Source organism: Pantoea sp. SOD02 (assembly GCF_024707505.1).
GTDB lineage: Bacteria > Pseudomonadota > Gammaproteobacteria > Enterobacterales > Enterobacteriaceae > Pantoea > Pantoea symbiotica.
This window is the reverse complement of sequence record NZ_CP102605.1, coordinates 458,204-484,233: the sequence shown is the minus strand read 5'-3', so window position 1 is coordinate 484,233 and position 26,030 is coordinate 458,204. Positions and strand designations below refer to the sequence as shown.

The 26,030-nt window shown below is 53.9% G+C and carries 27 protein-coding genes and 1 pseudogene; 7 read left to right on the top strand and 21 right to left on the bottom strand.

Annotated features, from left to right (window positions below; translation table 11 throughout):
* Positions 1 to 20 precede the first annotated feature (20 nt).
* Genes NR302_RS21730 through NR302_RS21720 form a run of 3 tightly spaced genes read right to left on the bottom strand, consistent with a single transcriptional unit; the run spans position 21 to position 2,562 of the window.
* On the bottom strand, positions 21 to 1,286 hold the full coding sequence (locus tag NR302_RS21730) for a type II toxin-antitoxin system HipA family toxin (protein ID WP_258145244.1): 1,266 nt from the start codon (positions 1,284 to 1,286) through the stop codon (positions 21 to 23).
* Positions 1,276 to 1,596 (bottom strand): helix-turn-helix domain-containing protein, encoded by a 321-nt coding sequence (locus NR302_RS21725; RefSeq protein WP_196761388.1) that lies wholly within the window; start codon positions 1,594 to 1,596, stop codon positions 1,276 to 1,278. Before NR302_RS21725 ends, NR302_RS21730 begins: the two co-directional genes overlap by 11 nt.
* Before the next feature lie 57 nt (positions 1,597 to 1,653).
* The gene (locus NR302_RS21720; RefSeq protein WP_258145243.1) at positions 1,654 to 2,562 is read right to left on the bottom strand and encodes a LysR family transcriptional regulator; all 909 of its coding nucleotides are present in this window, start codon (positions 2,560 to 2,562) and stop codon (positions 1,654 to 1,656) included.
* 128 nt (positions 2,563 to 2,690) lie between these two features.
* Here NR302_RS21720 and NR302_RS21715 point away from each other — a divergent pair, with 128 nt between their 5' ends.
* Positions 2,691 to 2,954, top strand: coding sequence for a DUF2798 domain-containing protein (locus NR302_RS21715; RefSeq protein ID WP_258145242.1), 264 nt, complete (start codon positions 2,691 to 2,693; stop codon positions 2,952 to 2,954).
* A gap of 125 nt (positions 2,955 to 3,079) precedes the next feature.
* Here the strand turns inward: NR302_RS21715 and NR302_RS21710 are convergent.
* The 14 genes and pseudogenes from NR302_RS21710 to NR302_RS21645 form a co-directional block, all read right to left on the bottom strand.
* Positions 3,080 to 3,226, bottom strand: a pseudogene (locus NR302_RS21710) (helix-turn-helix domain-containing protein); the annotation flags it as partial.
* A gap of 212 nt (positions 3,227 to 3,438) precedes the next feature.
* Positions 3,439 to 3,882, bottom strand: coding sequence for a VOC family protein (locus NR302_RS21705; RefSeq protein WP_258145241.1), 444 nt, complete (start codon positions 3,880 to 3,882; stop codon positions 3,439 to 3,441).
* Positions 3,883 to 3,952: 70 nt separating this feature from the next.
* Positions 3,953 to 4,456: a GNAT family N-acetyltransferase gene (locus NR302_RS21700; RefSeq protein ID WP_258145240.1), complete on the bottom strand. Its 504-nt coding sequence runs from the start codon at positions 4,454 to 4,456 to the stop codon at positions 3,953 to 3,955.
* Positions 4,456 to 5,154 (bottom strand): GntR family transcriptional regulator, encoded by a 699-nt coding sequence (locus tag NR302_RS21695; RefSeq protein WP_154157192.1) that lies wholly within the window; start codon positions 5,152 to 5,154, stop codon positions 4,456 to 4,458. Before NR302_RS21695 ends, NR302_RS21700 begins: the two co-directional genes overlap by 1 nt.
* A gap of 46 nt (positions 5,155 to 5,200) precedes the next feature.
* Complete coding sequence (locus NR302_RS21690) at positions 5,201 to 6,424, bottom strand: amidohydrolase (protein WP_258145239.1); 1,224 nt, start codon at positions 6,422 to 6,424, stop codon at positions 5,201 to 5,203.
* Positions 6,417 to 7,907, bottom strand: coding sequence for a chlorohydrolase family protein (locus NR302_RS21685; protein ID WP_258145238.1), 1,491 nt, complete (start codon positions 7,905 to 7,907; stop codon positions 6,417 to 6,419). The genes NR302_RS21690 and NR302_RS21685 overlap by 8 nt, the downstream gene beginning before the upstream one ends.
* Entirely contained in the window at positions 7,907 to 9,097 is a 1,191-nt protein-coding gene (locus NR302_RS21680) for an amidohydrolase family protein (protein WP_258145237.1), read from the bottom strand. Before NR302_RS21680 ends, NR302_RS21685 begins: the two co-directional genes overlap by 1 nt.
* Positions 9,098 to 9,117: 20 nt before the next feature.
* On the bottom strand, positions 9,118 to 10,122 hold the full coding sequence (locus NR302_RS21675; protein WP_258145236.1) for an ABC transporter ATP-binding protein: 1,005 nt from the start codon (positions 10,120 to 10,122) through the stop codon (positions 9,118 to 9,120).
* A complete protein-coding gene (locus NR302_RS21670) occupies positions 10,119 to 11,102 on the bottom strand; it encodes an ABC transporter ATP-binding protein (protein WP_258145235.1) in 984 nt (327 codons plus the stop codon). Before NR302_RS21670 ends, NR302_RS21675 begins: the two co-directional genes overlap by 4 nt.
* Positions 11,103 to 11,112: 10 nt before the next feature.
* The gene (locus NR302_RS21665) at positions 11,113 to 12,066 is read right to left on the bottom strand and encodes an ABC transporter permease (RefSeq protein WP_154191324.1); all 954 of its coding nucleotides are present in this window, start codon (positions 12,064 to 12,066) and stop codon (positions 11,113 to 11,115) included.
* A gap of 9 nt (positions 12,067 to 12,075) precedes the next feature.
* Complete coding sequence (locus NR302_RS21660; RefSeq protein WP_008106202.1) at positions 12,076 to 13,038, bottom strand: ABC transporter permease; 963 nt, start codon at positions 13,036 to 13,038, stop codon at positions 12,076 to 12,078.
* A 71-nt stretch (positions 13,039 to 13,109) separates the two neighbouring features.
* The gene (locus NR302_RS21655; protein WP_258145860.1) at positions 13,110 to 14,696 is read right to left on the bottom strand and encodes an ABC transporter substrate-binding protein; all 1,587 of its coding nucleotides are present in this window, start codon (positions 14,694 to 14,696) and stop codon (positions 13,110 to 13,112) included.
* Positions 14,697 to 14,772: 76 nt separating this feature from the next.
* Positions 14,773 to 15,180: a nuclear transport factor 2 family protein gene (locus tag NR302_RS21650; RefSeq protein WP_061719442.1), complete on the bottom strand. Its 408-nt coding sequence runs from the start codon at positions 15,178 to 15,180 to the stop codon at positions 14,773 to 14,775.
* A gap of 17 nt (positions 15,181 to 15,197) precedes the next feature.
* Positions 15,198 to 16,106: a polysaccharide deacetylase gene (locus NR302_RS21645; protein ID WP_258145234.1), complete on the bottom strand. Its 909-nt coding sequence runs from the start codon at positions 16,104 to 16,106 to the stop codon at positions 15,198 to 15,200.
* A gap of 317 nt (positions 16,107 to 16,423) precedes the next feature.
* Between NR302_RS21645 and NR302_RS21640 the strand changes: the two genes are divergently transcribed.
* Together NR302_RS21640 and NR302_RS21635 are read left to right on the top strand one after the other, a co-directional pair.
* On the top strand, positions 16,424 to 17,026 hold the full coding sequence (locus NR302_RS21640; protein ID WP_258145233.1) for a response regulator transcription factor: 603 nt from the start codon (positions 16,424 to 16,426) through the stop codon (positions 17,024 to 17,026).
* A gap of 231 nt (positions 17,027 to 17,257) precedes the next feature.
* Positions 17,258 to 18,250 (top strand): sugar phosphate isomerase/epimerase, encoded by a 993-nt coding sequence (locus NR302_RS21635; protein ID WP_258145232.1) that lies wholly within the window; start codon positions 17,258 to 17,260, stop codon positions 18,248 to 18,250.
* 45 nt (positions 18,251 to 18,295) lie between these two features.
* Here NR302_RS21635 and NR302_RS21630 read toward each other — a convergent pair whose 3' ends face one another.
* The gene (locus NR302_RS21630) at positions 18,296 to 18,679 is read right to left on the bottom strand and encodes a VOC family protein (protein WP_008106220.1); all 384 of its coding nucleotides are present in this window, start codon (positions 18,677 to 18,679) and stop codon (positions 18,296 to 18,298) included.
* The gene (locus NR302_RS21625) at positions 18,676 to 19,839 is read right to left on the bottom strand and encodes an MFS transporter (RefSeq protein WP_258145231.1); all 1,164 of its coding nucleotides are present in this window, start codon (positions 19,837 to 19,839) and stop codon (positions 18,676 to 18,678) included. The genes NR302_RS21630 and NR302_RS21625 overlap by 4 nt, the downstream gene beginning before the upstream one ends.
* 124 nt (positions 19,840 to 19,963) lie before the next feature.
* On the opposite strand from NR302_RS21625, the gene NR302_RS21620 reads away from it, so the two are divergent.
* On the top strand, positions 19,964 to 20,734 hold the full coding sequence (locus NR302_RS21620; protein ID WP_258145230.1) for a DeoR/GlpR family DNA-binding transcription regulator: 771 nt from the start codon (positions 19,964 to 19,966) through the stop codon (positions 20,732 to 20,734).
* Positions 20,735 to 20,743: 9 nt separating this feature from the next.
* On the opposite strand, the gene NR302_RS21615 is transcribed toward NR302_RS21620, so the two are convergent.
* Complete coding sequence (locus NR302_RS21615) at positions 20,744 to 21,745, bottom strand: LacI family DNA-binding transcriptional regulator (protein WP_258145845.1); 1,002 nt, start codon at positions 21,743 to 21,745, stop codon at positions 20,744 to 20,746.
* 310 nt (positions 21,746 to 22,055) lie between these two features.
* Here NR302_RS21615 and NR302_RS21610 point away from each other — a divergent pair, with 310 nt between their 5' ends.
* A complete protein-coding gene (locus NR302_RS21610) occupies positions 22,056 to 22,979 on the top strand; it encodes a substrate-binding domain-containing protein (protein ID WP_258145844.1) in 924 nt (307 codons plus the stop codon).
* A gap of 132 nt (positions 22,980 to 23,111) precedes the next feature.
* Positions 23,112 to 23,927: a creatininase family protein gene (locus NR302_RS21605; RefSeq protein WP_258145842.1), complete on the top strand. Its 816-nt coding sequence runs from the start codon at positions 23,112 to 23,114 to the stop codon at positions 23,925 to 23,927.
* 82 nt (positions 23,928 to 24,009) lie between these two features.
* On the opposite strand, the gene NR302_RS21600 is transcribed toward NR302_RS21605, so the two are convergent.
* Positions 24,010 to 24,909, bottom strand: coding sequence for a LysR family transcriptional regulator (locus tag NR302_RS21600; protein ID WP_008106231.1), 900 nt, complete (start codon positions 24,907 to 24,909; stop codon positions 24,010 to 24,012).
* Between the two features lie 105 nt (positions 24,910 to 25,014).
* On the opposite strand from NR302_RS21600, the gene NR302_RS21595 reads away from it, so the two are divergent.
* Positions 25,015 to 26,025 (top strand): BMP family protein, encoded by a 1,011-nt coding sequence (locus tag NR302_RS21595; RefSeq protein ID WP_154157127.1) that lies wholly within the window; start codon positions 25,015 to 25,017, stop codon positions 26,023 to 26,025.
* Positions 26,026 to 26,030 lie beyond the last annotated feature (5 nt).

The following is a 26,030-nucleotide window of genomic DNA, read 5'->3' as shown; positions in this document are numbered from 1 at the left end:
TCTGGGGCCACAATTAATAACTATTTCGTCAGGTTTTTGATGTTTTCATCAATGCGCGCCTGAAGAAAGCGCAGTGTTTCCGCAGTTATTTGCTCCGGGAACATATCGGCCGCTTTGCTGGCAAAGCCAGACGCCACCGAACAATAGTGATCGATGATATCGCCTGCCTGTGAGGGCGTGAGATTGGTTTCCTGTTGTCCCAGCGCTAAAAGGTGGGCGCGTTTAATATCCAGCGCTTCCCCCATCACATCCATCTGATGATAGCCGCCCGGACCTTCGCAATAAGTGACGTCATAGGCCGGTGCTAACTGCCATTGCCCGCTGGCTGACATGATCCAGGCAAAGTTTTTAGGGTGATCGTCTCGATTATTGAAAACAACGTTGAACACCACTCTTTCAAATGCGCGCGCTTTTTCCCTGACATCATTGGTGCAGAGCTGGGTGGCGCGCAGAAAGTTGGTGCAATCCAGTGCGCCTGGTGATTGGTAGTTTGCGCCGGTAAACGCCGCCAGACTCTGCATGGGAACGCGCATCCCGTCTTTTCGATCAAAACGCCGTGAAGCGAAAGCCGCCTGACCATTGGGCAAGGCAAAATAAGCGGTATCTGGCGTGCTGATGTTGCATTCACGCAGACACTGCGCATAAGCAGCCTCAATGGCACACACTTCAGGATGTTCCTGCCGCGCCGGAAACTTTATCAACCAGGCTTCTAACTCTGCTGAAGCCGCCGTGGTGAAACCACCGCTGATAGGATCGCGATAAAGCAGGGCTTTAGGTCTTGCACCCTGTGGTGAGCCGCCCATCTGCAGCAGTCTTTGCAGAAACTCTCCGCCTTCGCCGTCCAACACCTGCTGTACTTCAGCCGAGAGTTGGTCCAGCGCAATGTCATCAGCTCGTTCATCAGTTTCAGGTTGCGACGGTTCAAATGACATCGCACCCATCGCGTTATTGCCTACATAAGTTAACCGCTCTAACGGGCCGATGCGTGCGGCGTTAAGCCCACGCTGGCGGAACAGACGATCCATCAGCAACATACCCCAACCATCGGGTAATGCATCATAGACCGGGCCGGGCAGGCCCAACTGATGAGCAGGAAAGTCTCTGCGCAACCGAGGACCTTTCAGAGGCAAAGTAAAGGAAGCGAGTTCCAGACCGCGACGAGCTGCCGCTTCACTGTATTCAAACATAATCACCGGACGACCGGTAAGGGCGGTCGAGGAGGCCAGCGTGCCCCAGTGAAAGCGTTCGCCCCAGCCGTCGTACCAGACGTCGACTTTACTCACCATCAGCGTTGCTCCTTTTCACCCGCTTGCGGCTGGCGTTCTTTTCGTAGCGAAGCAGGTCATCGAGACTATCGATCTGCGGGGCAAACAGTGCTTCCAGCTCGTTAACGCGACCGAGCACCATCGCCACTTTCACCAGGTTTTCAAAGCCGACGTTACGACCCGCTTCCAAATTGGAGACCGTATTCACGCCAATTCCCGCTCTGGCCGCGACATCCGCTTGGGTCATCCGTTGTGCGAGACGATCTTTACGTAATCGTCCACATAACAGCTTGACGATTTCTTCGGGTTTAGTGAGGGTTAAATCCAGCATATTGTAGCTTATCGTCCAAAAATGACTTTAACACCCAATATTATAGAGTTAATAACCTCAATGGGCGAGCTGTTGTTCCAAAAAAGCGATGAACGCTCTTACCTTTGAATTCAGCGCCGAACGCTCGTTGACGCAGGCATAAATGTTCATCGGTAAAGCCGCAACGTCGCTTTTCTCTCCTTGATCTGAGTGGAACAAAGGTATGAGTTGGCCACGCTCAATCAACGGTTGAGCGATAAAACTGGCCAGCCGGGCGATGCCTCCACCGTTTTCGGCGATTTTCGCTATGATATCAATATCATCACTGACGAACTCTGGATTGAGCTTTGCGTTCACCGGCTGGCCGTTGACCATAAACGTCCACGGAAGAAAGCGTCCATCTGTCGGATAGCGGAAAACCAAACAAGCGTGCTGGCTCAGCTCTTCAGGCGTTTCAGGGAAACCCGCGCGCTCCAAATAAGCGGGTGCCGCACAGAAGATAAAGGGTAGCGAGGCAATTTTGCGGGCGATCAGTTGATCGTTTAGTTGCGCCTCAATACGAATACTGACGTCGACCCCTTCTAAACGGTGATCAACATTGCGGTCGGTACTGATCAGTTCGATATCAATATCGGGGTAAGTTTGTTTAAAAGTGGGCATCAGTGGGGCAAGAACGTGTCTGCCAAAAGCGGCCGTGGTGGCGATGCAAAGTGAGCCCTGCGGTTTGGTTTCAATCGCCGCAGCCTGCGAGGCAAGGTCAATGTCCTGGGGAATATGTCGGACTTTTTCAAAGTAGCGTTTACCGCTCTCGGTTAACGTCATACTGCGGGTGGTGCGTGATAACAACCGCACGCCTAAATGTGTCTCCAGACGTGAAACGCTCTGGCTGACCGCCGCTGGACTCATTCCTTTCGCCCGCGCGGCGGCGGCAATGCTTCCGTTCTCCACTACGCGGATAAAAGTGTTAATCAGTCCCAATAAGTCCATACATCCCTCAATGCGTGATTCGTAATTTTTATTTAATAATGATTAAAGCGATAGTGTTCTACCCGCATCATGATTCGCTTGATAGGTTAGCGGCTGTTTTGCTTAAACTTACTGAATAGGATAGCGCTATGACAGCAGAAATCGAGAAAAATACCGCACGTATACGCCTGCAAAAGAACGTTTCACCTTACATCTTTGCGCTTTACATGGCGACCATCATGGCGTTTTTGATGAGCTTAGTCATCACCTTCGCCGAATTTGGTATTGGCCCGCATTATATGGAAAATGTGATGAATGCATATCAAGTTGCAATGCCAGCAGCTTTTGTTTGCATACTCGTAGTACGCCCGATTGTGGTCCGGTTAGTTGGGTTGACGGTGCATGGTCATTGAGGTAATTGCGAGTCGGTCGCCATGAATGGCGACCCTACAAGGATTTTTCTAGGTTTTAGTAGGGTGCGCACTCATGTGCACCTGCATAAATCCGGTGAGTGCAGGGTTTACCACGACGAGCATTCGTCAGCGCCGGACTCGCGATAGCGGTTCATGAGCCGCTGAACCTGACGCTCGGTAAGATCAAGCTGGGAGGCCGCAGCACGACGGCGCAGACGTTTTTCGATGACAGCCTGAATGACGGGAAGGCGGTGAAGTTCTTTGTTCGACATGGTCACCAGCATCAGCAGAGATCTCCCAGAAAAGGTGGCAAAAGCGCCATATCTGGGTGACATTATGAACTAGCTAAAAAGTGACATTATCAAATAGCACTCACATATTCGGTGCGCATAATCATGATTATGTTAAATGAAGTACCTAAGCGCTCACTAAAACCTCACCTAATCCCGATATCAACCGTCACCCTTCCGAGTGACGCTTTTGCTCAAACATCCGCGTTAAGGCGGCTGGTAATAATCTCAAGGCCAATCTGTTGGCCGTATGAAAGCTCAAGCGTATTGCCATCAGGATCGGCGAAGAATGCCCAATAACCGACTGGCGCGGATGATTGCTGCGCGGGTCGGCGTAATACGCCTTCGCGTTCTGCCAAAACAACTTTGGCATCAATCTCTTCTTTGCTGTCACACGCAACGCCAATGTGACCAAACGGCCCCAATGGCGTATCCACCGTGGTTTGAGATTGCACCAGCACCAGCGCAAACGGACGTGTTAAATCAGAAAGCCATGCGACTTTTTGCGCTTCTGCAATGCCTGGTTCACGCTCATGGATCACCTGCATCCCTGCGTAACGTTGATAGAAGTCGATGCTGCGTTCTAAATCTCTGACTTGCAGCGCTATGTGGCTAAAACCAATATCGTGCTGTTCCATATTCCATTCCTGTGAAATCATCAGAAATGGAATATGTCATAAATTGTTGATGGCACTTGTTCACGAATGCCTAAATATGCAGCTCATACACCACGCAAGGCACATCGTAGTGTTGCTCAATCGCTTTGTAGGTCATGCCCAGCCGCTGCATCACCTTTTGCGAAGCGGCATTATCAGGATCGGCCACCGCGACCAGATATTTAACGCCGACATGTTCAACTGCAAACTTAACCATCGCCTGCGCTGCTTCTGTGGCAAAACCTTTACCGTGATAATTAGCATTAAGACGCCAGCCAATTTCCAAAGGCGCACCATCCTGATTGGCTAAATGCTGCAGGCAGCACGCACCAACGATTTCGCCAGACTCTTTTTCCCGCATCGCCCACCAGGAAAAACCAAATTGCTGCCAACGCGATTGAACGCGTTCAATACTTGCCAGGGTTTCTTCTGGCGTTTTAACCACGCCATTACTGATATAACGCATAATTTCCGGGTCGTTTTCCATCGCCCGTAATCCGTCAAAATGCGCGAGTTCAAAGGGTTCCAGCCGCAGTCGGGTTGTTTCTAATTCCATTATTCCTCCGCTTTATGAAGAGCCTGTACCAGCGTCATGGCATACGGTGACGCTTCAGAAATATCCAGCTGCTGCTCCAGCTCAATAAGATGATCGCGCATCAGTTGCTGCGCCTTAGCGGTATTTCCGGCAATCAGTTCATCGATGATGTGCTGATGCTCGTCACACTGACAAACCGGCATCTCGTTGCGCTGATACAGCATCACAATCAACGAACTTAACACCATCAAATTATTGAGAATATCTTCCAGCACTTTGTTATCAGCGATTTTGCCTAACAGCAGATGAAAGGCACCAAGCTGATACACAACGCGCTGCCGTTCCTGGCTGTGAATCGCTTCATGTTCTTCTTTTTGTTGCTGCTGCAATTGCACGGCAAACGCCGCCATTTTTTGCGGTGTAATACAGGCAATTATGGCCGATTCAATGGCATGGCGGGCGGTGAAGATCTCACGCGCGGTGGTGGCTGACGGCTGCGCAACAATCGCGCCGACATTGGGTTCGATGGTGACGATGTGCTGCAACGCCATGCGCTGCAGTGCCGCCTGCACATGGTTGCGATTGGCTTTCAGCGCATCGACAATCTGCGCCTCAATTAAGCGCGTGCCGGGGCGCAGCTTGTGCTGGGCAATCGCCATGGTAAGCGACTCATAAATGCGAGCGATCTCTTTTTGTCTGGGGGTTTGCTTCGCGCCCATACTCAATCCTGTATCGGTCATAATAGTCCCCCGAAATATACATCATTTATGCGCGGTAAACCTGCTGGCCACGGAAGTAACTGGCTGAAATTGCTGGCTGACGCGCCACAACTTCGGCGGAACAACTGGCGTCAATCAGGATAAAATCAGCCTCGTCGCCAGCCAGCGGCCAGATACGCGCGCCCTGCTCATCCAGTGGCAAAATATCGCCGGTGGCAATCGCCAACGCTCGATTGAGTGAAAATTCGCTGCCGCGTCCATACAGCTGCGCCCATGAATTGGCTTTCTCCAGCATGCTGCCGGTACCGAAGGGTGACCAGTGATCAATGACGCTGTCGGTGCCGGTCATCAGCTTGACGCCGCACTGTTTCAGTAGCGGAAGCGGCATCACATTTTTGCCCAGCGGCAAACCAGACGCCAGAGTCACGCCCAGCGCGGCCATGCGTTCACCCAGCGCCTGCACCTCAACATCACTGATTTGCGCTAAACAATAAGCGTGGCTGAGTGTCACTCGCCCTTGCAGTTCAGGCGTATGTTCCAGCGTGTTCAACAGATAATCAATACAGGCAATGCCAGTGCTGGCGTCTTCATGCAGATGAATATCCACGCCGGTGCCGCTCTCATGCGCCAGACTCAGCATGGTGTCGAGTGAACGCGCCATATCGCCATCCACCTTCGAAGGATCGAGTCCGCCGGTCCACTGGCAGCCGAGCGCCAGCGCCTCGCGCATCAGTGCGGTAACGCCAGATCTCAGTAAACCGTGTTGCGGAAACGCCACGATTTCGCACGCTATCTGCCCGTCAAACGCGTCTAAGGCCTGCAACAGATGTTCCAGGCTGCGCAGCCCACTGACCGGATCGATATTGCAATGGCTGCGCATCACCGTGGTGCCTTTACTCAATAGCAAGGCGATCAACTGCTGCGCATGCTCGACCGAATCGGCAAGCAGTGTCGGCAACAGCTGCTGTTCCAGCGCGATCATCTGGAAAATATCCTGCTCGTTATTCGGTTTCGCCGCTCGCCATGCGCGGCCGTAAAAGGTTTTATCGAGATGTATATGCATATCGCGCAAAGTTGGCAGCATCAGCATGCCGCCAGCATCACGCTTTGGCAGCGCTCTTTGCACCTCTCTCTGCCCGTGAATCGCCACTATCCGCCCGTCTTTGATTTCTATGGTGAAGAGATCGCATTGGGTGCCCTGAATATGGCCGTTAATTTCGATAAACCCGGTTTCAAGCCTGACGTTGGTGAGCAAGTAGTGATCAGTCATGGTTTACGCCTCTGTTCACACGAGGAAATGAGGAGGACACGATCTCCTCAACCGGCGGATGCCTAACGGTTCGTTCGGGATAAGTTGAGATAATGTGCGAAAATACCTGCTGCGATGCGGCGTGCAAAGCTGCCGCACTCTGCCCGCTGTTGACCAGTTCGCGTTCCCACACCACTTTGCGCCCAGCCACAATCACGCCGGTGACATCGCGACCATTGCCATTCAAAACCAGCGTGGTAATTGGATCGAACACTTGTCCCAGCGCGGGTTGGTCAAGATTGACCATCATCATATCGGCCTGACATCCAGCCGCCAGTCGGCCAAGATCATCGCGTCCCAACGCTTGTGCGCCACCCAAGGTTGCCATGCGGTAATAATCGGCGGCGCTGGCCGCTGAGATATCGCCGGTGACCACGCGCGTCAGCACCACGCCCATCTGCATATTGGTGAACATATCGGCGGGAAACGTATCGGTGCCAAGCGCCAGATTAACGCCCGCAGATTTAAGTGCTGGATAATGTTCGAGATATTTGCCGTGGCGACCGGATACCAGCGGACAAGCCACGATTGAAGCACCTGACTGCGCCAGCCGCGCGATGTCCTCTGCTACACGCGCTGCGTCGGCGTTCAATCCACCGAGAAACTGGCCGTGTGGCAACAACATGTGGCGATTGAGCAAACCGTTGTCGGCCAGCACTTGCAGCGAACTGCGCCCTTGATAGCGACGGGCGATTTCCCGCACTTCCAGCTCGCTTTGACAACAATGCAGCCGCGTTGGACACGCGAGTGATGTGACAATGTCACCTAAATCTTTCAGCCAAACGGCATCGCCGCCCTCAATACGGTCGGGAGCCAGCATGCCGCTTAAGGTTGAAACGCCGCGCTGCTGTAGGAGCTGATAGAACTTCACCGCATCGTCCAGCCCCTTTTTCGCGCGATCGCGGTTGCCTATCCACGAAAATTGTCCCTGCTCATCACTGGCGTAGTAGCCCGCCATAAAAGCCGGTCCCAGCCATGCTCGCGCGCCTAATGATTCGGCCACATCTGCGGCATACAGGTATTCATCAACATCTTCGGCCCATTCACGATAGAGAATCGAGGTGATGGGCGCAAAACTGGTGATGCCGTTAAGCAGCAAATGGCTGTAGGCATAATGCTTGGCGAAGTTGAGCTGCTCGCGGCTGTAAAGATCGCGGCGCTGCCAGTCGGCGGCGACAATGCGCCCTTTTTTCCAGCCAGGCTGGTTGTCGAAGGCCAGCACGGTGGTATCGAGATCGCCGAGTGCATCAAGGTCAATAAATCCCGGCCCCACCAGACAATTCCCGGCATTGATCTCTTCATCCACCTCGCCGGGATAATCAAAACCCACAAACAGAATGCGTTCGCCCTGCCACACCACTTCGCCATCCGCCAGCAGGCAGTGATCGCCATCGTGATAGCCCACCACCCACGCGGCGCGCAGTCGGGTTACTTTTTCGCTCATCAGAACAGGCACTCCCCGTCAGCAGCGATCAGTTTGCCGCCTTTGATCACCTTACGGTCGCGCGGCAACTCCACCAGCGCTTCCACCATGCTGCGGCCGGGAATCAACACTAAATCGGCGCGATTGCCGGGCTGCAAACCATAATTGTCCAGCGCCATCACGCGAGCTCCGCCAAAGGTAATGGTGTGCGCGGCGCGCATAATCTCGCGATCCTGACGCCAGCGATAGCGCAGTCCCATGGTGACGGCACGTTGCAGCATATCGCCGCTGCCGTACGGGCTCCAGGTATCACGCACGCCGTCATTACCAGCGCAAAACGCCACGCCAGCATCGGTGAGCAATTCGTAAGGTGGAACCGCGATATCCGCCGGCGCGGTTGTCGCAACCGACATTCCCAGCTCCGCCATCTCTTCGGCAAACTGTTGTTGGCGCGCCGGTTCGATCATGCCAAGACAGAAGCCGTGGCTGAGCGTGACGCGATCGTGCATCTGATAGCGGCGGGTAAAATCAATCAGCAGCTCAAGGCTAAACGCACCCAGTTCACCGCGTTCGTGCAGATGAATATCCACTTTTTTGCCGTGACGAACCGCCAGCTCGAAGATGATCTGCAAATGGCGCACCGGATCTTTATCGTACGAGCAGGGATCTAAGCCGCCCACCAGCTCGGCACCCATGTCTAGCGCGCGATCCAACAGCGCTTCGGTGCCGGGACTTTGCAGGATGCCGCTTTGCGGAAACGCCACTATCTCAATATCCACCAGACCGGCCAGCCGACGCCGTGTTTCCAGCACGCCTTCCAGATTCGCCAGACCGATTTCGTTATCAATATCGACATGGGTGCGAATAAATGAGGTACCTGCCGCGATGGCGCGACGCGTGATGCGTTCTGACTGCAACTGCGGATCGGGCTGCTGCTCGCGGCGATAATCACGCTCGTTGGCAATGATCGCCGCCAGATTGCGCGGCACTTCGTTGCGATACCAGTCACGTCCCAGCAAGGTTTTGTCGAGATGAGCGTGGCCATCCACTAAGCCAGGAAATGCCTGCATGCCGCTGGCATCGATGACTTTAGCGCCTGCTGGCTCAGGCAAATAGTGGCCACGCGCCGCGATAACGCCATTTTCGAGCAACAGGTCAACGGGCTGATTTTCATCAAACGGCATGACATTTTGAATTAACACACTTTCCATCTGCGATCTCCTTGTGATGATTAAGCTGCGGCGACGGCCGCAGGGAAATGACACTCAATCTGATGCTCATCAGACAGATCATGCACCGGCGGCATCGCTTGCTGACACAGCGGCTGGGCGTGGCTGCAGCGTGCGGCAAAGGCACAACCGAGCGGCGGCGACATCGGATTAGGCGCTTCGCCAACGATCGGTTCACGTTCAGTCGAGGGATTATCGAACTGTGGAATCGCGGCAATCAGCAGACGCGTGTAAGGATGTGCGGGACGAGAAAAAATCTCCTCCACCGTGCCTTGCTCGACGATACGGCCAAGGTACATCACGCCAACCCGATCGGAGATGTGGGAAATCACCGCCATGTTATGGCTGATGAAAAAGTAGGTCAGCCCGTGCTGTTGCTGCAAACGACGCATCAGATTTAACACCTGCGCCTGCACCGAGACGTCGAGCGCCGACGTCGGTTCGTCACAAATCAGGAAGCCTGGCTGCGTGGCCAGCGCGCGAGCAATCGAGATGCGCTGGCGCTGACCGCCGGAGAACTCATGGGGAAACTTATCCAGATCGTTAGCGGAAAGCCCAACCTGCTCCAGCAGTTGTCCGCAATAGCTTCTTGCCTGCCGCGTGCTGCCGACCTTTTTACTCAGCACTAACGGCTCGGCCAGCGAACGTCCGATGCGCCAGCGCGGATTGAGGCTGGCATAGGGATCCTGGAAGATCATCTGGGTGCCATTTTGCGCGCTGTGGCTGTCGCTCACCTCGCCTTGCCAGGCAAATTTTATCGAGCCTTCTGATGGCGTATAAAGCCCGGCCAGCGCCCGCGCAATGGTGGATTTGCCGCAGCCGGATTCGCCGACGATGCTAAAGGTTTCGCCCTGGCGGATGGAGATATTGATGCCGCGCACCGCATGCAGTTCACGCTTCGCACCGCGCCGCAACAGCGAAGTCCGCTTTTCGCGTCCGAGCTGAAAACGAATGTGCAGATCGCGCACGCTTAATACTTCCGGCGGCAGCGCTTTTTCACTTTTCATGGCGTCTCTCCATACGGATAAAAGCAGGCGATTTGTGACAAATGGCTAAACTGCATCTCCGGTTGTTGTCGTTGGCAGCGCTCAGTGACATGCGGACAGCGAGGATGAAACGCGCAGCCGCCCGGCAGCGTATTAAGGCGCGGCATCGCACCGTCGATCTGTGCCAGAAACTCATGGCGTTCGCGCATGGAAGGAATCGAGTTAATCAGGCCGCGCGTATACGGATGTTTGGGCGAACGAATTACCTCTTCCACTGGCCCCATTTCGACGATGCGACCGGCGTAAAGTACCGCCACTCGTGAGCACACTTCCGCCACCACGCCCATATCATGGGTGATCAGCATTACTGCGGTGCCATGTTGCTGACAGAGGCGCTTGAGCACGCGTAATACCTGCGCCTGCACCGACACATCCAGCGCGGTGGTGGGCTCATCGGCGATCACCAACTGCGGATCCACGCACAATGCCAGCGCAATCACCACACGTTGCCGCATGCCGCCGGAAAGCTGATGCGGATATTGATGCATACGCTGCGCCGGACTGCTCATCCCCACTTCGGTCAGCAGGTTGATGGCGCGTTCGCTGGCTTCCGCCGCCGAGAGCGGTAAATGAGTGCGGATGGTTTCAGTCAGTTGCTGGCCGATGGTCAGCACCGGATTGAGGCTGGTGAGCGGATCCTGAAAAATACAGCTAATGGCTTTGCCGCGAAGCTGGCGACGCGCGTCATCATCCAGGTTATCAATACGCTGGCCCTGAAACCAAATCTCACCGTTCTTAACGCGCCCGGGCTCCTGCAACAGACCGCTGATGGCCGCGCCGGTCAGCGATTTCCCCGCGCCGGATTCGCCGACCATGCCGAGCACTTCTCCCGGCTGCATGCTGAGCGACAGATAGTGTATCGCCTGCAAATTGCCCTTGCGATGGAGAAACTCAATGCTGAGATCTCTGACGTCCAGTAACGTCTGGTTGGCTGGCTGCATCCTGAGGCTCCTAACGTAATTTCGGGTTAAGGGCGTCCAGCAACCAATCGCCCAGCATGTTGAAAGAGAGAGAAAGGATCACCAGCAGCGCGGCGGGGAAAGCCACAATCCACCACTGTCCGGAGAACAGATACTGGTTGCCTTCATTGATTAAGGTGCCCAGCGAAGGTTGATCCGGCGGCATGCCGACGCCAAGAAACGAGAGCGTCGCTTCGGTCAGAATCGCTACGCCCAGATGCAGCGTGGCCATTACCAGCACCGGACGCAGCACGTTCGGCACGATGTGGCGCAGCATAATGTGCAGATGATTGGCGCCACTGATGCGCGAAGCCATCACGTATTCGCGCCCTTTCTCCAGCATGGTCAAGCCGCGCACCGTGCGGGCGTATTGCATCCAGCCGGTTAGCGCAATCGCGCCGGTGAGAATAGCCGGTGCAAAATGCCCCATCAGCTCTTTGGGGATCACTACGCGTGCGACGCCGCTGACCAGCAGCGTGAACATAATGGTGGGAATGCTCAGCATCGCATCGGCAAAACGCATGATCAGCGTGTCCACCAAGCCGCCGAAATAGCCGCTTAACACGCCCAGCGCCACGCCAAGCAGCACTGATAACAGCACGCTGATCCCGCCAATAATCAGCGAGATATTCAGGCCGTAGAGCATCAGCGACAAAATATCGCGCCCCTGCACATCGGTTCCCAGCCAGAAACGCGCGTCGCCACCGCTCATCCACGATGGCGGCAATTCCGAATCCATCAGGTCAAACGTGGTGGTATCGAACACGTTGTGTGGCGCAATCCAGTGGCTGGTCAGCGAGCAGAGCAAAATCAGCAGGCAGCAAGTGAAGGCCACCACCGTGCTTTTGCTGCGCCAGAACAGCCAAAGCAGATCGCTATCGGTAAAGGCGCGCCACTGCTGAGCCAGGCGAGTACGACGGCGTAACGGGACATTATCGTTAATCATGGCAACTCCTTACTGAGCCCGCATGCGCGGGTCGATCAGGTAATACAACAGATCAACCAGCGTGTTGATCACGATAAAAATCAGGGCGGTAAACAGCAGATAGCCTGAAAGAACCGGTACATCGACGAAATTGATCGACTGAATCAGCAGCAAGCCCATTCCCGGCCACTGGAAGACGGTTTCAATCACAATGGCGAAGGCAATCAAACCGCCAATCTGCAAACCAATTACCGTTACCACCGGCAGCAGCGCGTTCTTCAGCGCATGACGAAACCAGATGCGATAATTTTCAATGCCGCGCGCGCGGGCAAATTTGACGTAATCGGACTTCATCACTTCCAGCATCTCGGTGCGAATCAGACGCATGATGATGGTCACCATCGACAAACCGAGCGAAAGCGCCGGCAGCACGATCGAGTGCCAACCAGATGCGGTGAGAAAGCCGGTGCTCCAGAAGCCGATTTTCACCACTTCACCGCGACCGCTGGAGGGAAACCAGCCGAGCCACACCGAAAACACGATGATCAGGATGATGCCGGTGAGGAACCACGGCAGCGAAACGCCAATCAGCGACAGGATTTGCACGCCCTCTTTCAGCAGTTTGTTGCGGCTGATGGCCGACCAAACCCCGAGCGGAAAGCCGATAGCCATCGCCATCACCACCGACACAAACACCAGTTCCAGCGTAGCCGGCAGGCGTTCCATGATCAGCTGGAACACCGAAACCTGGTTGTAATAGGAGATGCCAAAGTTGCCGTGCAGCAGGCGCGTAATGTAGTGCCAGAACTGCACAATCACCGGATCGTTGAGGCCAAGACTGGTGCGCAACGCGGCACGCTCCACCTCTGTGGCGCTTTCCGGCAGCATGCTGGCCACCGGATCGCCAAGATACTGAAACAGAATAAAAGAGAGCAGCGCCACACCCGCCAGCAACATAAATGCCTGCAGTAACTTGCGCACAAAAAACACCATAACGGCCTCCCGAAGGGTCGCCATTTATGGCGACCGATTTACGCTTAACTGACGTGCATGACCTGGCAGATTTAGTTGCTAACCTTGCCGTACCACAGGCGTTGGACATTATCTGGCGTCTGCTTCAGCGTCAGTTTTTTGCTCATCGCCCAAACGGTGGGTTCAAAGTGCATCGGCAGATAAGGCAGATCTTTATTCGCCAGCGCGACGGCCTGGCTCAGCATGGCAATGCGCTTGGTGTTATCCAGCTCGCCGACCGAGTCGTCGATCAGCTTGTCTGCTGCCGGATTGCTGTAGCGCGGAATGTTAAAGGTGCCGAGGCTTTTCCCGTTACTGGTGTGCAGCAGCTGCACCGCCACGCTGTAGGGATCCATGATCGGCAGGTTGGCCCAGCCGAGCACGCCGACATCGGTGCGGCCATTGACCAGAATCGGGTCATAGACGCTGGCCGGATGCACATTCAGCGCGGCTTTCACGCCAATCTTCGACCAGTAACTCTGCACCGCCTGGCACCATTGCGGAGCATTGATGTAGGTGCCTTCCGGGCAATCAAAGTTAAGGTTGAAGCCTTGCGGATAACCGGCTTCCGCCAGCAGTGCTTTGGCCTTCGCTGGATCGTATGGATAATCCACGCCCGCCTTAGCGTCATAACCCGGAATATCCGGCGCCAGATAGTTGTTGGTTGGTTTGGTCAGACCGCGCATCACTTTTTGCGTGATCGCTTCGCGATTAATCGCCATGTACAGCGCCTGACGTACACGAATATCTTTCAGCGGATTCTCCGCTTTGGCGTTTTTGGCATTCAGGGTGTCGCGCATATTGAGCGCCAGATAATCAACGCGTAACGACGGGCTCACCTGCAGCTGCACGGCAGGATTGTTTTGCAGACGCTGAATATCCTGCAACGGCACCGAGGTCACCAAATCGTATTCACCCGCCAGCAGGCCAGAGAGGCGCGTGGCATCGGATGAGATTGGTTTGAAAATGATTTTGTCAATATTGGTGGTGCCGGCAGCGGCATTCCACCAGTCAGGATTGCGTACCAGCACCATCTGCGTATCACGCTGGCGGCTCTGCAAAATAAACGGCCCGGTACCGTTGGTATTGTTGGTGGCGTAACCTTCCGTGCCCTGGCTGATATCGGTAGGCTTCAGCGCGTTATGCTCGCTGAGCCACTTCTTATCCATGATCATCACGCCGGTCAGCTCGTTGATGGCGATGCCGGTTTTCTTCACCAGATGAATATCCACGGTGTATTTGTCTACCGCCACCGCGTCTTTAATGGTCGAGGCGTTTGCGCGAATACCCGAAGCCGGATCTGTGACCCTCGCCACCGATGCCACCACATCTTCTGACGTCAGCTCGTCGCCATTATGAAATTTCACCCCTTCGCGCAGTTTGAAGCGCAGCGTGGTGTCATCGATCTGCTGCCAGCTCAGCGCCAGCCACGGCTGGATTTTCAGATCGTTATCGCGCTGCACCAGCGATTCATAAATGTGATTCTGAAAGGTCAGCGCTTTGGTGGATGCGTAGGCATCCGGATCCAGCGTCGGGATATCGGCATCGGTTGCCCAGCGCACCACGTTCTCCGCCAGCGCCGCGTGACTGACCACACCTAACGAACCTGCTACTAACAACGACAGAAAAAGTTGCTTCATCATTGATCTCTCATTAGTTTGCTAAGGTTATTGCTAGCAATGCATGCAAAGCCAATGCCAGTTGATTTGTTTGTTATTAACGTGGTGACTGATTCAGCTCTGGCGTCAGAATCCACTCGGCGCTGTCGTTCCACACATCCATTTTGCTAATGCGCCCTGCAATCACCTCATAGCGATCGAGGTAGCGATTACCGGCGAATTCACGTCCGTCCGGCCAAACGCCATAAAGAAAGCCGGTGCAGTACACCACCACATGACCGGGACTTTTCTCCATCCAGTCAAACTCGCCCAACTGCTTTTTCACCCATTGATAGCGCCCGGCGTTAAACGCGGTGACGCCATGTACGGTGGGCATTACGCGCTTGCCGGTAAAAGTGATGACCACATCCGCGGCCATCAGCGCTGCGGCTCGGTCTGGATCAGGCGCCATCGACGCCGCCAGAAACTCTTTCACGATCTCTACTGCTGTTGATGCTGCGGTCATGCTGTTCTCCAGTGATATCAGGCGACTTTGTTGGTTACGTTCAGTGAATGCGCGGCGATCTCGCCTGGCGTGGTAATCCATACGTCTTCGCACTGCGCGATAATGTTCTTTAGCGTCTGCCGTAAATGATGAAGTCGGAACGGCTGACCGACGATGTAAGGATGCAACGCGATGCCCATCACCTGCGGGCGCTGTTCGGCGCGCAGTTTCATCTCGGCGAACTGGCTTTCAATCATGCTGCAAAAGGTTTCAATCGAGGTGCCGTTAGGAATGATGGTGGGAATGTCGTTGATCTCTTGCGGATACGGCACCGACAGCAGATCGCCGTGCGAAGTTTGCAACGCAACTGGACGATCGTCATGCGCCCAGTTCAGCGTGTAGCTGAAGCCGTTTTGGCGCAGTAAGTCAGGCGTGTCGTGGCTTTCGGAGATCCACGGCGACAGCCAACCCGCCACCGGACGTTGCTGATATTCGGTGAGTCGCTGCTGGCAGCGGGCGATCAGCGCAAACTCATCTTCACGACTCAGTTCGCCCTGACGCTGCGAGTTAGTATGACCGTGGCCGATCAGTTCGCTACCGGGCAGGCTTATCCAGCGATCCAGCAACTGTGGGCAATAATCGATGATCGCTGTGTTAGCGATCACCGCTGGCGGAATAGTCAGTTCGGCAAACAGATCGGCCAGATACCAACCGCCCACCCGATTTCCGTAGTCGCGCCACGCATAGTTCAGTACGTCGAGACGATTCGCCCCTTGCGACAGCTTGGCGCCTTCCGGCAAGCCAAACGCGAAATGCTCCAGATTCATGGCGATATACAGCGCCAGACCTTTGCCTTTTGGCCAGACGGGCAATACCTGATGTTCGATTGAGCTGTAGGCGTAACGCTGATGGCTGGCGATATCCCACATAACCTGCGGCGATGACATAACGGCCTCCTGATTGAACACATCTTGCGATGTGAGGAGTAAAGCAAGGGATATGCCACTCTAGCTTTATTGCTAGCAATATTTCTTAACGCGAGGAATTTGCGGGTTTTTCATCGGAATTTTCTTTCTTTGGGTTGAGACTTGCGGGGTCAAGTACGTAGGAAAAAGAGTAAAAGGTAAGCTGTTGGTGCAGCATCTGCCCTAAAAATGCGCAAAAACGAATTTAGGAAATTTCATACAAACCTCCCTTCCCCTGTCCGATATTTATCGCGCCGCCATCGCGCTTTAATAGCAGCATAATAAGGATGGGGATAACTATGTTGTCATTAACGCTGATAGACAATAACAGATGGATTACCGAAGGGATTTCGCGTTATTTTGCCGGGAAATTCATTCAGATTAAAAATATTGATAGTGACGATGTGGACGTAGCGTTAAGCAAAGTAGCAGGAACCGATGTGCTTATCAGCGAATTAACCGCTTATGGCCGCGATGTGCAGTACTTCACCGAGCTGCTGCTCAAAGTGCAGCGTTCATCTCCGGCAACGCGAATTATCGTGCTGACCGATCTGCATGAGAAAGCGGTAACCAGCTATGTGGTTGGCGTGCTGGCGGGCGTTACCTTTCTGTCGAAAACATGCAGCCTGAAACAGCTTTCAGATGCTGTATTAGGTTTGCCGTCGTCTGCGGAATTTGCGGTGGGAGTTCGCCGCACCAAACAAACCCTTTCACCGCGTGAATTTGGCTTATTGCGCATGCTAGGACAAACCAGCAACCTCACCGATATCGGGCACAAACTGCATCTCAGTTGTAAAACCATTAGCCATCACCGCCAAAGTATTATTCGCAAGCTCAACTGCGCCAATAATAAAGAGTTATTCAGCCGGTTAAGCCGAATGGGTTATCAGGCAAAGATGTAATCAACGTAGGGTCGCCATTAATGGCGACCGATCCACAAGAATTACGCCACCAACGTTGTACAAACCAGGTCACCATGAATGGCGACCCTACGGTTTAAGTGATTTTGTGTGATTGTGGTTGCATTTTCTCCACTGATTGCTGGTTAAGTGCGCACATCGAGGCGCAGAATGGAATATATAATCCAACGTGAATATATATTCACGAGTGCAATCATCTGAGGAGAAGGTCGAATGAGTTCCTACACGTATCCGAAATTCGGTGCCGGCTTGTGGCACTTTGCCAACTATATCGATCGTTACGCCGTAGACGGTTACGGACCGGCGCTCAGCACCCTTGATCAGATCAAACTCGCTGGCAGCGTTGAAGACCTTTCCTACGTTGATGTGCCCTATCCGTTTACCGAAGGCGTAACGGTCGAGCAGGTGAAACAAGCGCTGGCCGATGCCGGACTGAAAGCGATTGGCGTGACCCCGGAAATCTATCTGCGCCGCTTCTCACGCGGTGCCTTCACCAATCCAGATGCCGCCATTCGTAAACAGGCTTTTGATTTGATGCATGAAGCGGCCACCGTGGTGCGTGAGTTGGGCGCTAACTACGTGAAAGTCTGGCCAGGTCAGGACGGTTGGGATTATCCGTTCCAGGTCGATCATAAAAACTTGTGGAAGATGGCGGTGGATGGCATGCGCGAACTGGCGAGCGCCAATCCGGACGTCAAATTTGCTATTGAGTACAAGCCGCGTGAACCGCGCGTGAAAATGACCTGGGATTCGGCCGCGCGTACTCTGCTCGGCATCGAAGACATTGGCCTGGATAACGTCGGCGTATTACTGGATTTCGGTCATGCGCTGTTTGCTGGGGAGTCGCCAGCGGATTCCGCCCAGCTGATTATCGATCGCGGCCGCCTGTTTGGTATGGACGTCAACGACAACCTGCGCGGCTGGGATGACGATCTGGTCGTCGGCACCGTACACATGACCGAGATTTTTGAGTTCTTCTATGTACTGAAGGTCAACAACTGGGACGGCGTGTGGCAGCTCGATCAATTCCCGTTCCGCGAAGATCATGTAGAAGCTGCCAATCTGTCGATTCGTTTCCTCAAGCATATCTATCGCGCGCTGGATAAGCTGGATATCGCCGCATTACAGGAAGCACAGCGCGAGCAAAACCCACTGAAAGCGCAAAGAATTATTCAGAATGCGCTGCTGACCAGCATAGAACAATAAGCATCTAAACGCGCAGCCTGATAGGTTCTGGCTGCGCGTTTAGATTCAACCGACAATCTCGATCAGATTACCATCCGGATCGCGAATGATGGCTTCGTAAAAGCCATCGCCGGTGGTACGGGCCGGGCTGACTAAAATCCCCTGCTCGCTTGCTTTGGCAACCATCGAATCCACCTCTTGCCTGGAACCGACATGAATCGCGATATGCGCCCATCCAGTCAGCTCTTTCCCATGAGGTCCTGCTGCTAAATCGTCAAGACTCATCAATTCTAAGGTTGGACCTTCGAGCAAACTGATGAAATGAGAGCGAAAACCTGGACGGTTTTTGCTGATGTAAAGTTCATTGGATGTCCCGGCAAAAAAATCCTGCCAGAAGGATTTTTGGGCACTTAAGTTGCGCGTCCACAATGCCACATGTGCGATTTTCATGCGTTCTCCCTCGCGGTTGTTTTCTCGCCCAGATTTAGCGTGAGTGACAATGCCGCAACCACCAGCATCAGCGCCATAATCAGTGAAAATGCAAAAGTCAGAGAACTAAAGTGCGCAACATAGCCAATCACTGCGGGTCCACTGAGTACGCCGAGATAACCTAAGGTGGTCATTGCTGGCACCGCGACAGCCTGCGGCATGACTTTTTGCTGCCCAACGGCAGAAAACATCACCGGCACAATGTTGGCGCAGCCTGCGCCAATCAAAACGTAGCCCACCAAAGAGAGCGGCCACGATGGCACATAAGTGACCAATGCCAAGCCAATTGCTGCAGTGATGGCACCCGTCAACACTACAGGTAAACGCCCAAACGTGGAGATAATGCGATCGCCGGTCAACCTGGCCGCAGTCATCGCAATGGCAAAGCAGGTGTAACCCAGTCCACCTAGCGTCTCAGGCATATTTCGAGCCTGGGTCAAATAGACGGCGCTCCAGTCCAGTACCGTTCCTTCGGTCAGGAATACCGCGAAGCAAATGAGTCCCAGCAGCAATACACTTCCGCGCGGCACGGCGAAGGCTGGTCCTTCTTTAGGATTGGCATAGGTCAGAAGTCCCGGATAGCTGAGCACGGCGAGGATAATCACCGCAAAAGTCACCAGCAGCGTTCCGGCTAAAACGGTCATTCCCAGCGACAGCAGCAATGTCATTACGCCGGCACCGGCAATACCGCCGAAGCTATACATGCCGTGAAAACCAGACATCAGTGGAACTGAGGATTGTTTCTCCACCAGAATAGCCTGAATGTTCATCGCGCAATCTGTCACGCCGACACCAACGCCAAAAATCAGCAAAGCCAGGCCAAGCAGTAAAGGATTCGCAATCACGGCGAGCAGTGGCGTGCTAAGGATGATTAACCCCATTGCAACGATGATCACCCTGCGGCAACCAAAGCGGCTGGTGAGTAATCCAGTAACGGGCATGGCGATTAGCGCACCAAATCCCAGACATAATAGCAATGTGCCAAGCATCGCCTCGTTAACGCCGGTGTTATTGCGCGCGAAAGGCACAATCACCGCCCAGGTCGCAGTCACAAATCCGGCGATAAAGAACGTCAGTCGTGTGGCGTGACTTGGGGTGATGCTTTGGGGTTTATAAATCATTTCACTCCTCGTTTGAGCGGTTAATAAGCAGAATTTCTGCAGAGGTACATTGCGATTGACATTGTGTTTGCCATTGCGCGATTATGCTCGTTATAGATTGATTGTGTTTTTTTAAGGAACTTACATGCTCGATTATGCAGCTTTCCCAGAACAGCGACAAGAGCTGATACGACAAATTTTGCGCGACCAGGGCCGTGTTGTTTGCGTCGATCTGGCCGCCCAGATGCAGGTTTCAGAGCACACCATTCGGCGCGATCTGCATGAGTTGAGTAAAGAAGGCGTGTGCAAAAAAGTGTATGGCGGTGCGGTATTACAGATACCTGAAGCGGGTTCTTTCCAAAGCCGAAAAGAGCACAATCACGCAGCAAAAGACATGATCGCGCAGCAGTGTGCCAGCCTGGTAAAAAACGACACCTGCATTTTCATTGATGCGGGCACCACTAATCTGGCAATGGCGCTGGCGCTACCGGAAAAACTCTCTTTAACCGTCGCAACCAATGCTCCCGATATCGCTGCAGCGCTGTTAAAACACCCGAAAATAGACGTCATCATGCTCGGCGGCCACATTCAGAGAAAGAGTGGCGGCAGCGTGGGTCATACGGCGATTGAGCAACTGCGAAATATCATTTTCGATCAGGCTTTTATTGGTGGCTGTGCGATGAGCCCTGAATCCGGGCTGACGGGTTTTGATTTTGCCGACTGCGAATTCAAAAAAGCCGCCATCAAGCAAAGCAATCAAACCATCGTTGGGCTGACGGCGGATAAAATTCCCGGCGTGGCCCGGTTCTCGGTAGCCGGTTGCGAAGAAATCGATATTCTTGTGGTAGAAGAGAAACTTAACAAAGAGTTTTACAACGCGTTTCGCGCTGAGGATATCACGCTGATTAGCGTATAGAATGCGGACTCAGTTACGCAAATGCGAACGTCGCACACGCATTTCACCCTGCCGCCAACGCTCATTCGCACTCTCGCGGCCATCAATCAAGCGGTTCAACGCTTCGGCAATCAGCAAATCAATACGCTGACTAAAGGTGGTGAGCTGGCAGCCTGGCGCGCTGGCTTCTTCGATATCATCAAATCCCACCACCGCAATCTTGGGCATATTCGGTGCGGCGCGCATTGCTTCCAACGCGCCTAACGCCAGCACATCGTTTTCACAAAACAGCGCATCAATCGCAGGCGCTTCCGGCCGTTGCAGATAATCGCTCATCGCTTGCCAGCTGCGCGCGCGATCGTAACTGCCCGCTTTGAGCAGTACATCAATCTGGAATCCCGCTTGTTGAAGCGTCGCTTCAAATCCCTCTTTGCGCAGCAGATGAGAAGTCGGTGTATCCGGGCCTTGCATAAAGCCAAAACGCTGCGCGCCCTGCGCCAGCAAAAGTTCGGCGATTTGTTTCCCTGCGGCATAACCATCAATCGCCACCACATCAATGCCCTGCGCATGCGTATTGCGACATAGCTGCACCAGCGGAATGTTGTACATATCCTCCACCAGATTAATCAGCTGCGCCGATAGCACCGTGCCGAGAAACAGAACGCCGTCGATCTGCAATTGATCCGCCTGCGTCATCACCGATCGATACGGTTCGCCATCGGTGATGTTGAGGATCAGCGCCATGTAACCTCGGCGTTGCAGCTGCTGCGTGGCTTCATTGAGAATCATCAGCGTGTGTGGATTCTTCAGTTCATCGATCACCACGCCAATGATATGCGTCTTCTTCTTCACCAGGCTGCGCGCCAGCAAATTGGGGCGATATCCCAGCTCTTTAGCGATGCGCATCACCTTCTCGCGCGCCTTCTCGGAGATTGAAGCACCAGGCATAAACGCACGCGATACCGTCCATTTCGACACGCCCGCGAGAATGGCCACATCGCTGGCCGTGGCCTTTTTCACTGTTCTCGTCATCGGCTTCCTTCCGTAATTTACCTGGCAAAAAGTGAGCATAGAGCGATTCCCCACGTTAGCAAGAGGTGACTTTCGCAAACTTTGCACCCGGTTGCATTTTTGTTATGCACTCGGGTGCAAATCGTGATGATTTTGTGATCGTGGTGATGAAATCGATTTTTGCTGCGTTGACTATTTTTCAACCGTACCAGAGAGTGAAGACAGCACATCGCGTTGTCCGTCTGAACATGATGTCAATCAGCGGCAGCAATCCCGTTGATTTTGCACCCGGATGCAAAATAATAGAAACCTCCCCTACAGAGATAAAAAAATGAAATTATTCAAGGTTGTAATGCTTATCTGCGGTTTGCTCAGTGTGTTCACTGCCCAGGCGAAAACCTATATGGTTGGCGTCGCTCTGGCTAATCTCGATCTCAATTTCGTTTCCATCCTGCGTAGTCAGATGGAAAAGCAGCTCAAAGACAAAGGGCTTAACAGCCAGTTTGCCGATGCCAAAGGTGATGTTTCCCTGCAAATTCAGCAGGTGGATGATTTCATCAATCAGGGTGCGGACGCGATCATCATCAACCCAGTGGATACGCAAGGCGTGATGCCAGTGATCGCCGCTGCGCAGAAAGCCAATATCCCGCTGATTTTCGTTAACCGTAAACCCGAAGTGAAACTGACCGGCAAAATGGCCTACGTCGGTTCCGACTCGGCGTTGAGTGGCAAGATGGAGATCGAAGCGTTAGCCAAGCGGATGGATAACAAAGGCAATATCGCCATTCTGATGGGCGCCCTCTCCACCGAAGAAGCGCGTCAGCGCACCAAAGCGGTTGAGGATTATGTGAAGGATCATCCTGGTCTGAAAGTGATCCAGAAACAGAGCGCCAACTGGCAGCGCAACGAAGCGGTCGATAAAACCTTGTCATGGTTGCAGGATGGTAATGACATCAATGCCATCATCGCCAATAACGATGAAATGGCGATCGGGGCAATTATGGCGCTCGATCAGCTGAAGAAAAGCAATGTGTTAGTTGCCGGTATCGACGGCACGCCGGATGGTTTGCAGTTTATAAAGAACGGCAAAATGGCGGTAACTATTTTCCAGGATGCGAAAGGTCAGGCAACCGGCGCAGTCGATGTGGCTTACGACATGCTGAGCGGTAAAAAGACCGAAGCCTATAACTGGGTGCCATATCAAACGGTGACCAAAGAGAATTACCAGGAATTCACCAGTAAGAATCAGAAATAACACCGCTTCGTAGGGTCGCCATTCATGGCGACCTCCTTCTAAGCAATGCCTAAAAAGCAACGCAAAGCGCGAATTTTGTTGCTTCCATTGCACTGCCAACCCGCTATCTTGGAGTAAAAAATGGAGGTAAACATGCTCAAGCCGTCTTCGCCCTGGTGGTGGGATCTCTCAACCCGGGAATTCAGTGAATTGGATATGGCGAACATCGTCGCCGTGCTACCGATTGGCGCAGTAGAACAACATGGCCCGCATCTGCCAGTGCGTGTGGATGCCGCCATCAACGCCGGGATTATTCAACGTGCGGTGGAATTATTGCCCGACGATCTTCCGCTGCTGGTAATGCCCGCGCTGCCGATTGGTAAATCGGATGAACATCTCGCCTATCCCGGCACCCTTTCACTGCCGTATGACGTGTTGGGCAAAGTGTGGTTCGAGGTGGCGAAAAGCGCCTGGCGCGCCGGAATTCGTAAGCTGATTTTCTGGAACTCGCACGGCGGACAGCCGCAGCTGATGGAAATCGTTTGTCGTCAACTGCGCATCGAACTGGGCATGTTTGCCGTCAGCGCCAGCTGGTTCCGCACCATTGATGCGTCAGACCTTTACAGCGCGCATGAACTCAATCACGGCATTCACGGCGGTGAATCAGAAACCAGCATGATGCTGCATTTGCATCCTGAATTGGTTCAGATGCAGCACGCTGATGATTTCGTTTCCACTTCGGTGGCACTTGAAGCAACTGGCGGGATTTTGACGCCGGAAGGCGGCATCGGTTTTGGCTGGATGGCGCAGGATCTGCACCTTTCGGGCACCACCGGCAATGCCGCAGCAGCTGATGCTGAACGCGGTGCAATTGCCACCGAACGTGCCGCTCAGGCGCTACTTAAGCTGGCGCGCGAGGTGCATAATTTCGATATCAATTTCCTCACCGATCGTACCGCATTTTCGTAGGGTCGCCATTTATGGCGACCAGGTGCGCATGAATGCGCACCCTACAAAACCCACAACGTTGCCATTTATGGCGCCCCAGCGATCAACGCAATTCCGACATCATCCCTTTAATGGTTTCGGCGAACACGCTACCAATCGCGCTGGTGCCGCGATCGTGGCCGATCAACATCAGCGTTTGCGTGTGCTGCGCCAGTTCGCGCACCGGAATATAGATTAACCGCCCGCTGCGCTGGTCGGACTCAATATCAATCGGCGTGAGAAACGTCAGGGTTTGATCCATCATCGCCGACTGGCGCATCACCTCGATCGAGTTGGTTTCAATCACCGGTTGCAGATTGATCGAGGCACGTGCGAACACTTCATTCAGGTAAGGCCGAATCACCATCGATTTGTCGGCAATCACCACCGGATAAGGCAAGCAATCACTCAAACGTAAGCTGGATTTCTCCGCCAGCGGATGCCCCGCTCCCACCACGGCACCCAATCGCACCGGCACGCTGGCAATGTTGCGATGCACTGGCTGCAGCTCGAAATCAAAACCAATCCCCAAATCGGCGTCGCCGCTTGCCACCGCGTTTGTGATGTTCTCACCGGTGGTGAGCTGTTGCAGCAGTAATTTCACGCGCGGATTGGCGCGGCGAAACTCCGAGGCCACACGCGGAATCAGGTTCGCCGCTAATCCACTCATCATCGCCACCGTCACTTCACCGCGCCGCAGCCCTTTCAGCTCCTCGATTTTCATCTGCGCAATTTCAATCTCTTTAAAGCTTTGGCGCACATGATGAATCAGCGCTTCACCGGCGGCGGTAAGAATCATTTTTCGCGGCAAGCGCTGAAACAGCGGCGTGCCGAGCTCTTCTTCCAGCGCAATCAGCTGGCGGTTAATCGCCGAAGCCGAGATGTGCAGACGCTCCGCCGCTTTACGAATCGAACCGCTGCGCGCCACCTGATCGATATACACAAATAAACGATGTTGCAGCATATTTCCCCTACGTTGCCTTTTAGGCATCGGTAAGTGCTAAAAATGATGCTTTTAAGATAATGCTCTTCCGGTGATTAATACATCAAAACCACACCAGGAGAACACATGATGGCAGACGTATCCCGCAGAAAGTTTGCGAAGTTAGTGGCTGGCGCGCTGTTGTTACCCGCGCTGGCACCGATGTTGTCGCGTAAAGCGATGGCGGCGAATAACACCATAAAAATCGCCTTGCTGTTGCCCGGCTCGGTTGCCGATGGCGGCTGGAGTTCGCTGGCGTATGCCGGATTACAGAGCCTGCAAAAAGCCGGTTTCACCGTGGCGCACAGCGAAAGTGTTTCGCAGGCGCAGATGGACCAAACCATTCGTGGCTACGCTGATGATGGTTACACGCTGATCATCGGCCACAGCTTTGAATACGGTTCAGCGTTTGCCGAAATCGCGCCGGAATATCCTGACACTTACTTCTTCGCCTCCACCTTCAAGCCAGGCGAGAAATCACCGGGCAACGTCGAATACGTCAACCTCGCCTATCTGCAAGGCGCGTATGCCGCCGGTGCGCTGGCGGCGCTGATCTCAGAAAAAGGCAAAGCGGTTGGCTTTGTCGGCGGCGGCGATAACCCTACGCAGCAGGCGATGATGCGTGCTTTTATTCAGGCCGCAGAGAAAACCCGTCCGGGCATTAAAGGCATGGGCGTTGTCACCGGCGATTATGACAACGCCGCCAAAGGCCGTGAAGCCGCCACTACCATGATTGGTAACGGCGCGGATGTGATTTGGCATGCAGCTGACGTCACCGGTCTCGGCGCGATGCAAGGCGCGGCAGCGGCGAAAGTCAAAGCCATCGGCTGTTATGTCGATCAACGTGATGTGGCGCCCGATTACGTCGCCTGCAGCTTCCGCCAGAACCTTGATTGGATGGTGGAACAGGTTGGTGAATCGGTAGCGAATAAAACCTTCAAAGGCGGCGACGAATGGCATCCCACCGTCGGCAAAGCCTGGTCGGTGGTCAATGGTAGCGAGCACTACAACGCCAAACTGGTCAGCGCCAGCGCGTGGGCGAGCTTCCAGCAGATCTGGCAGCAGCTTGACAGCGGCGCGCTGAAGCCAACGGTTTAATCATC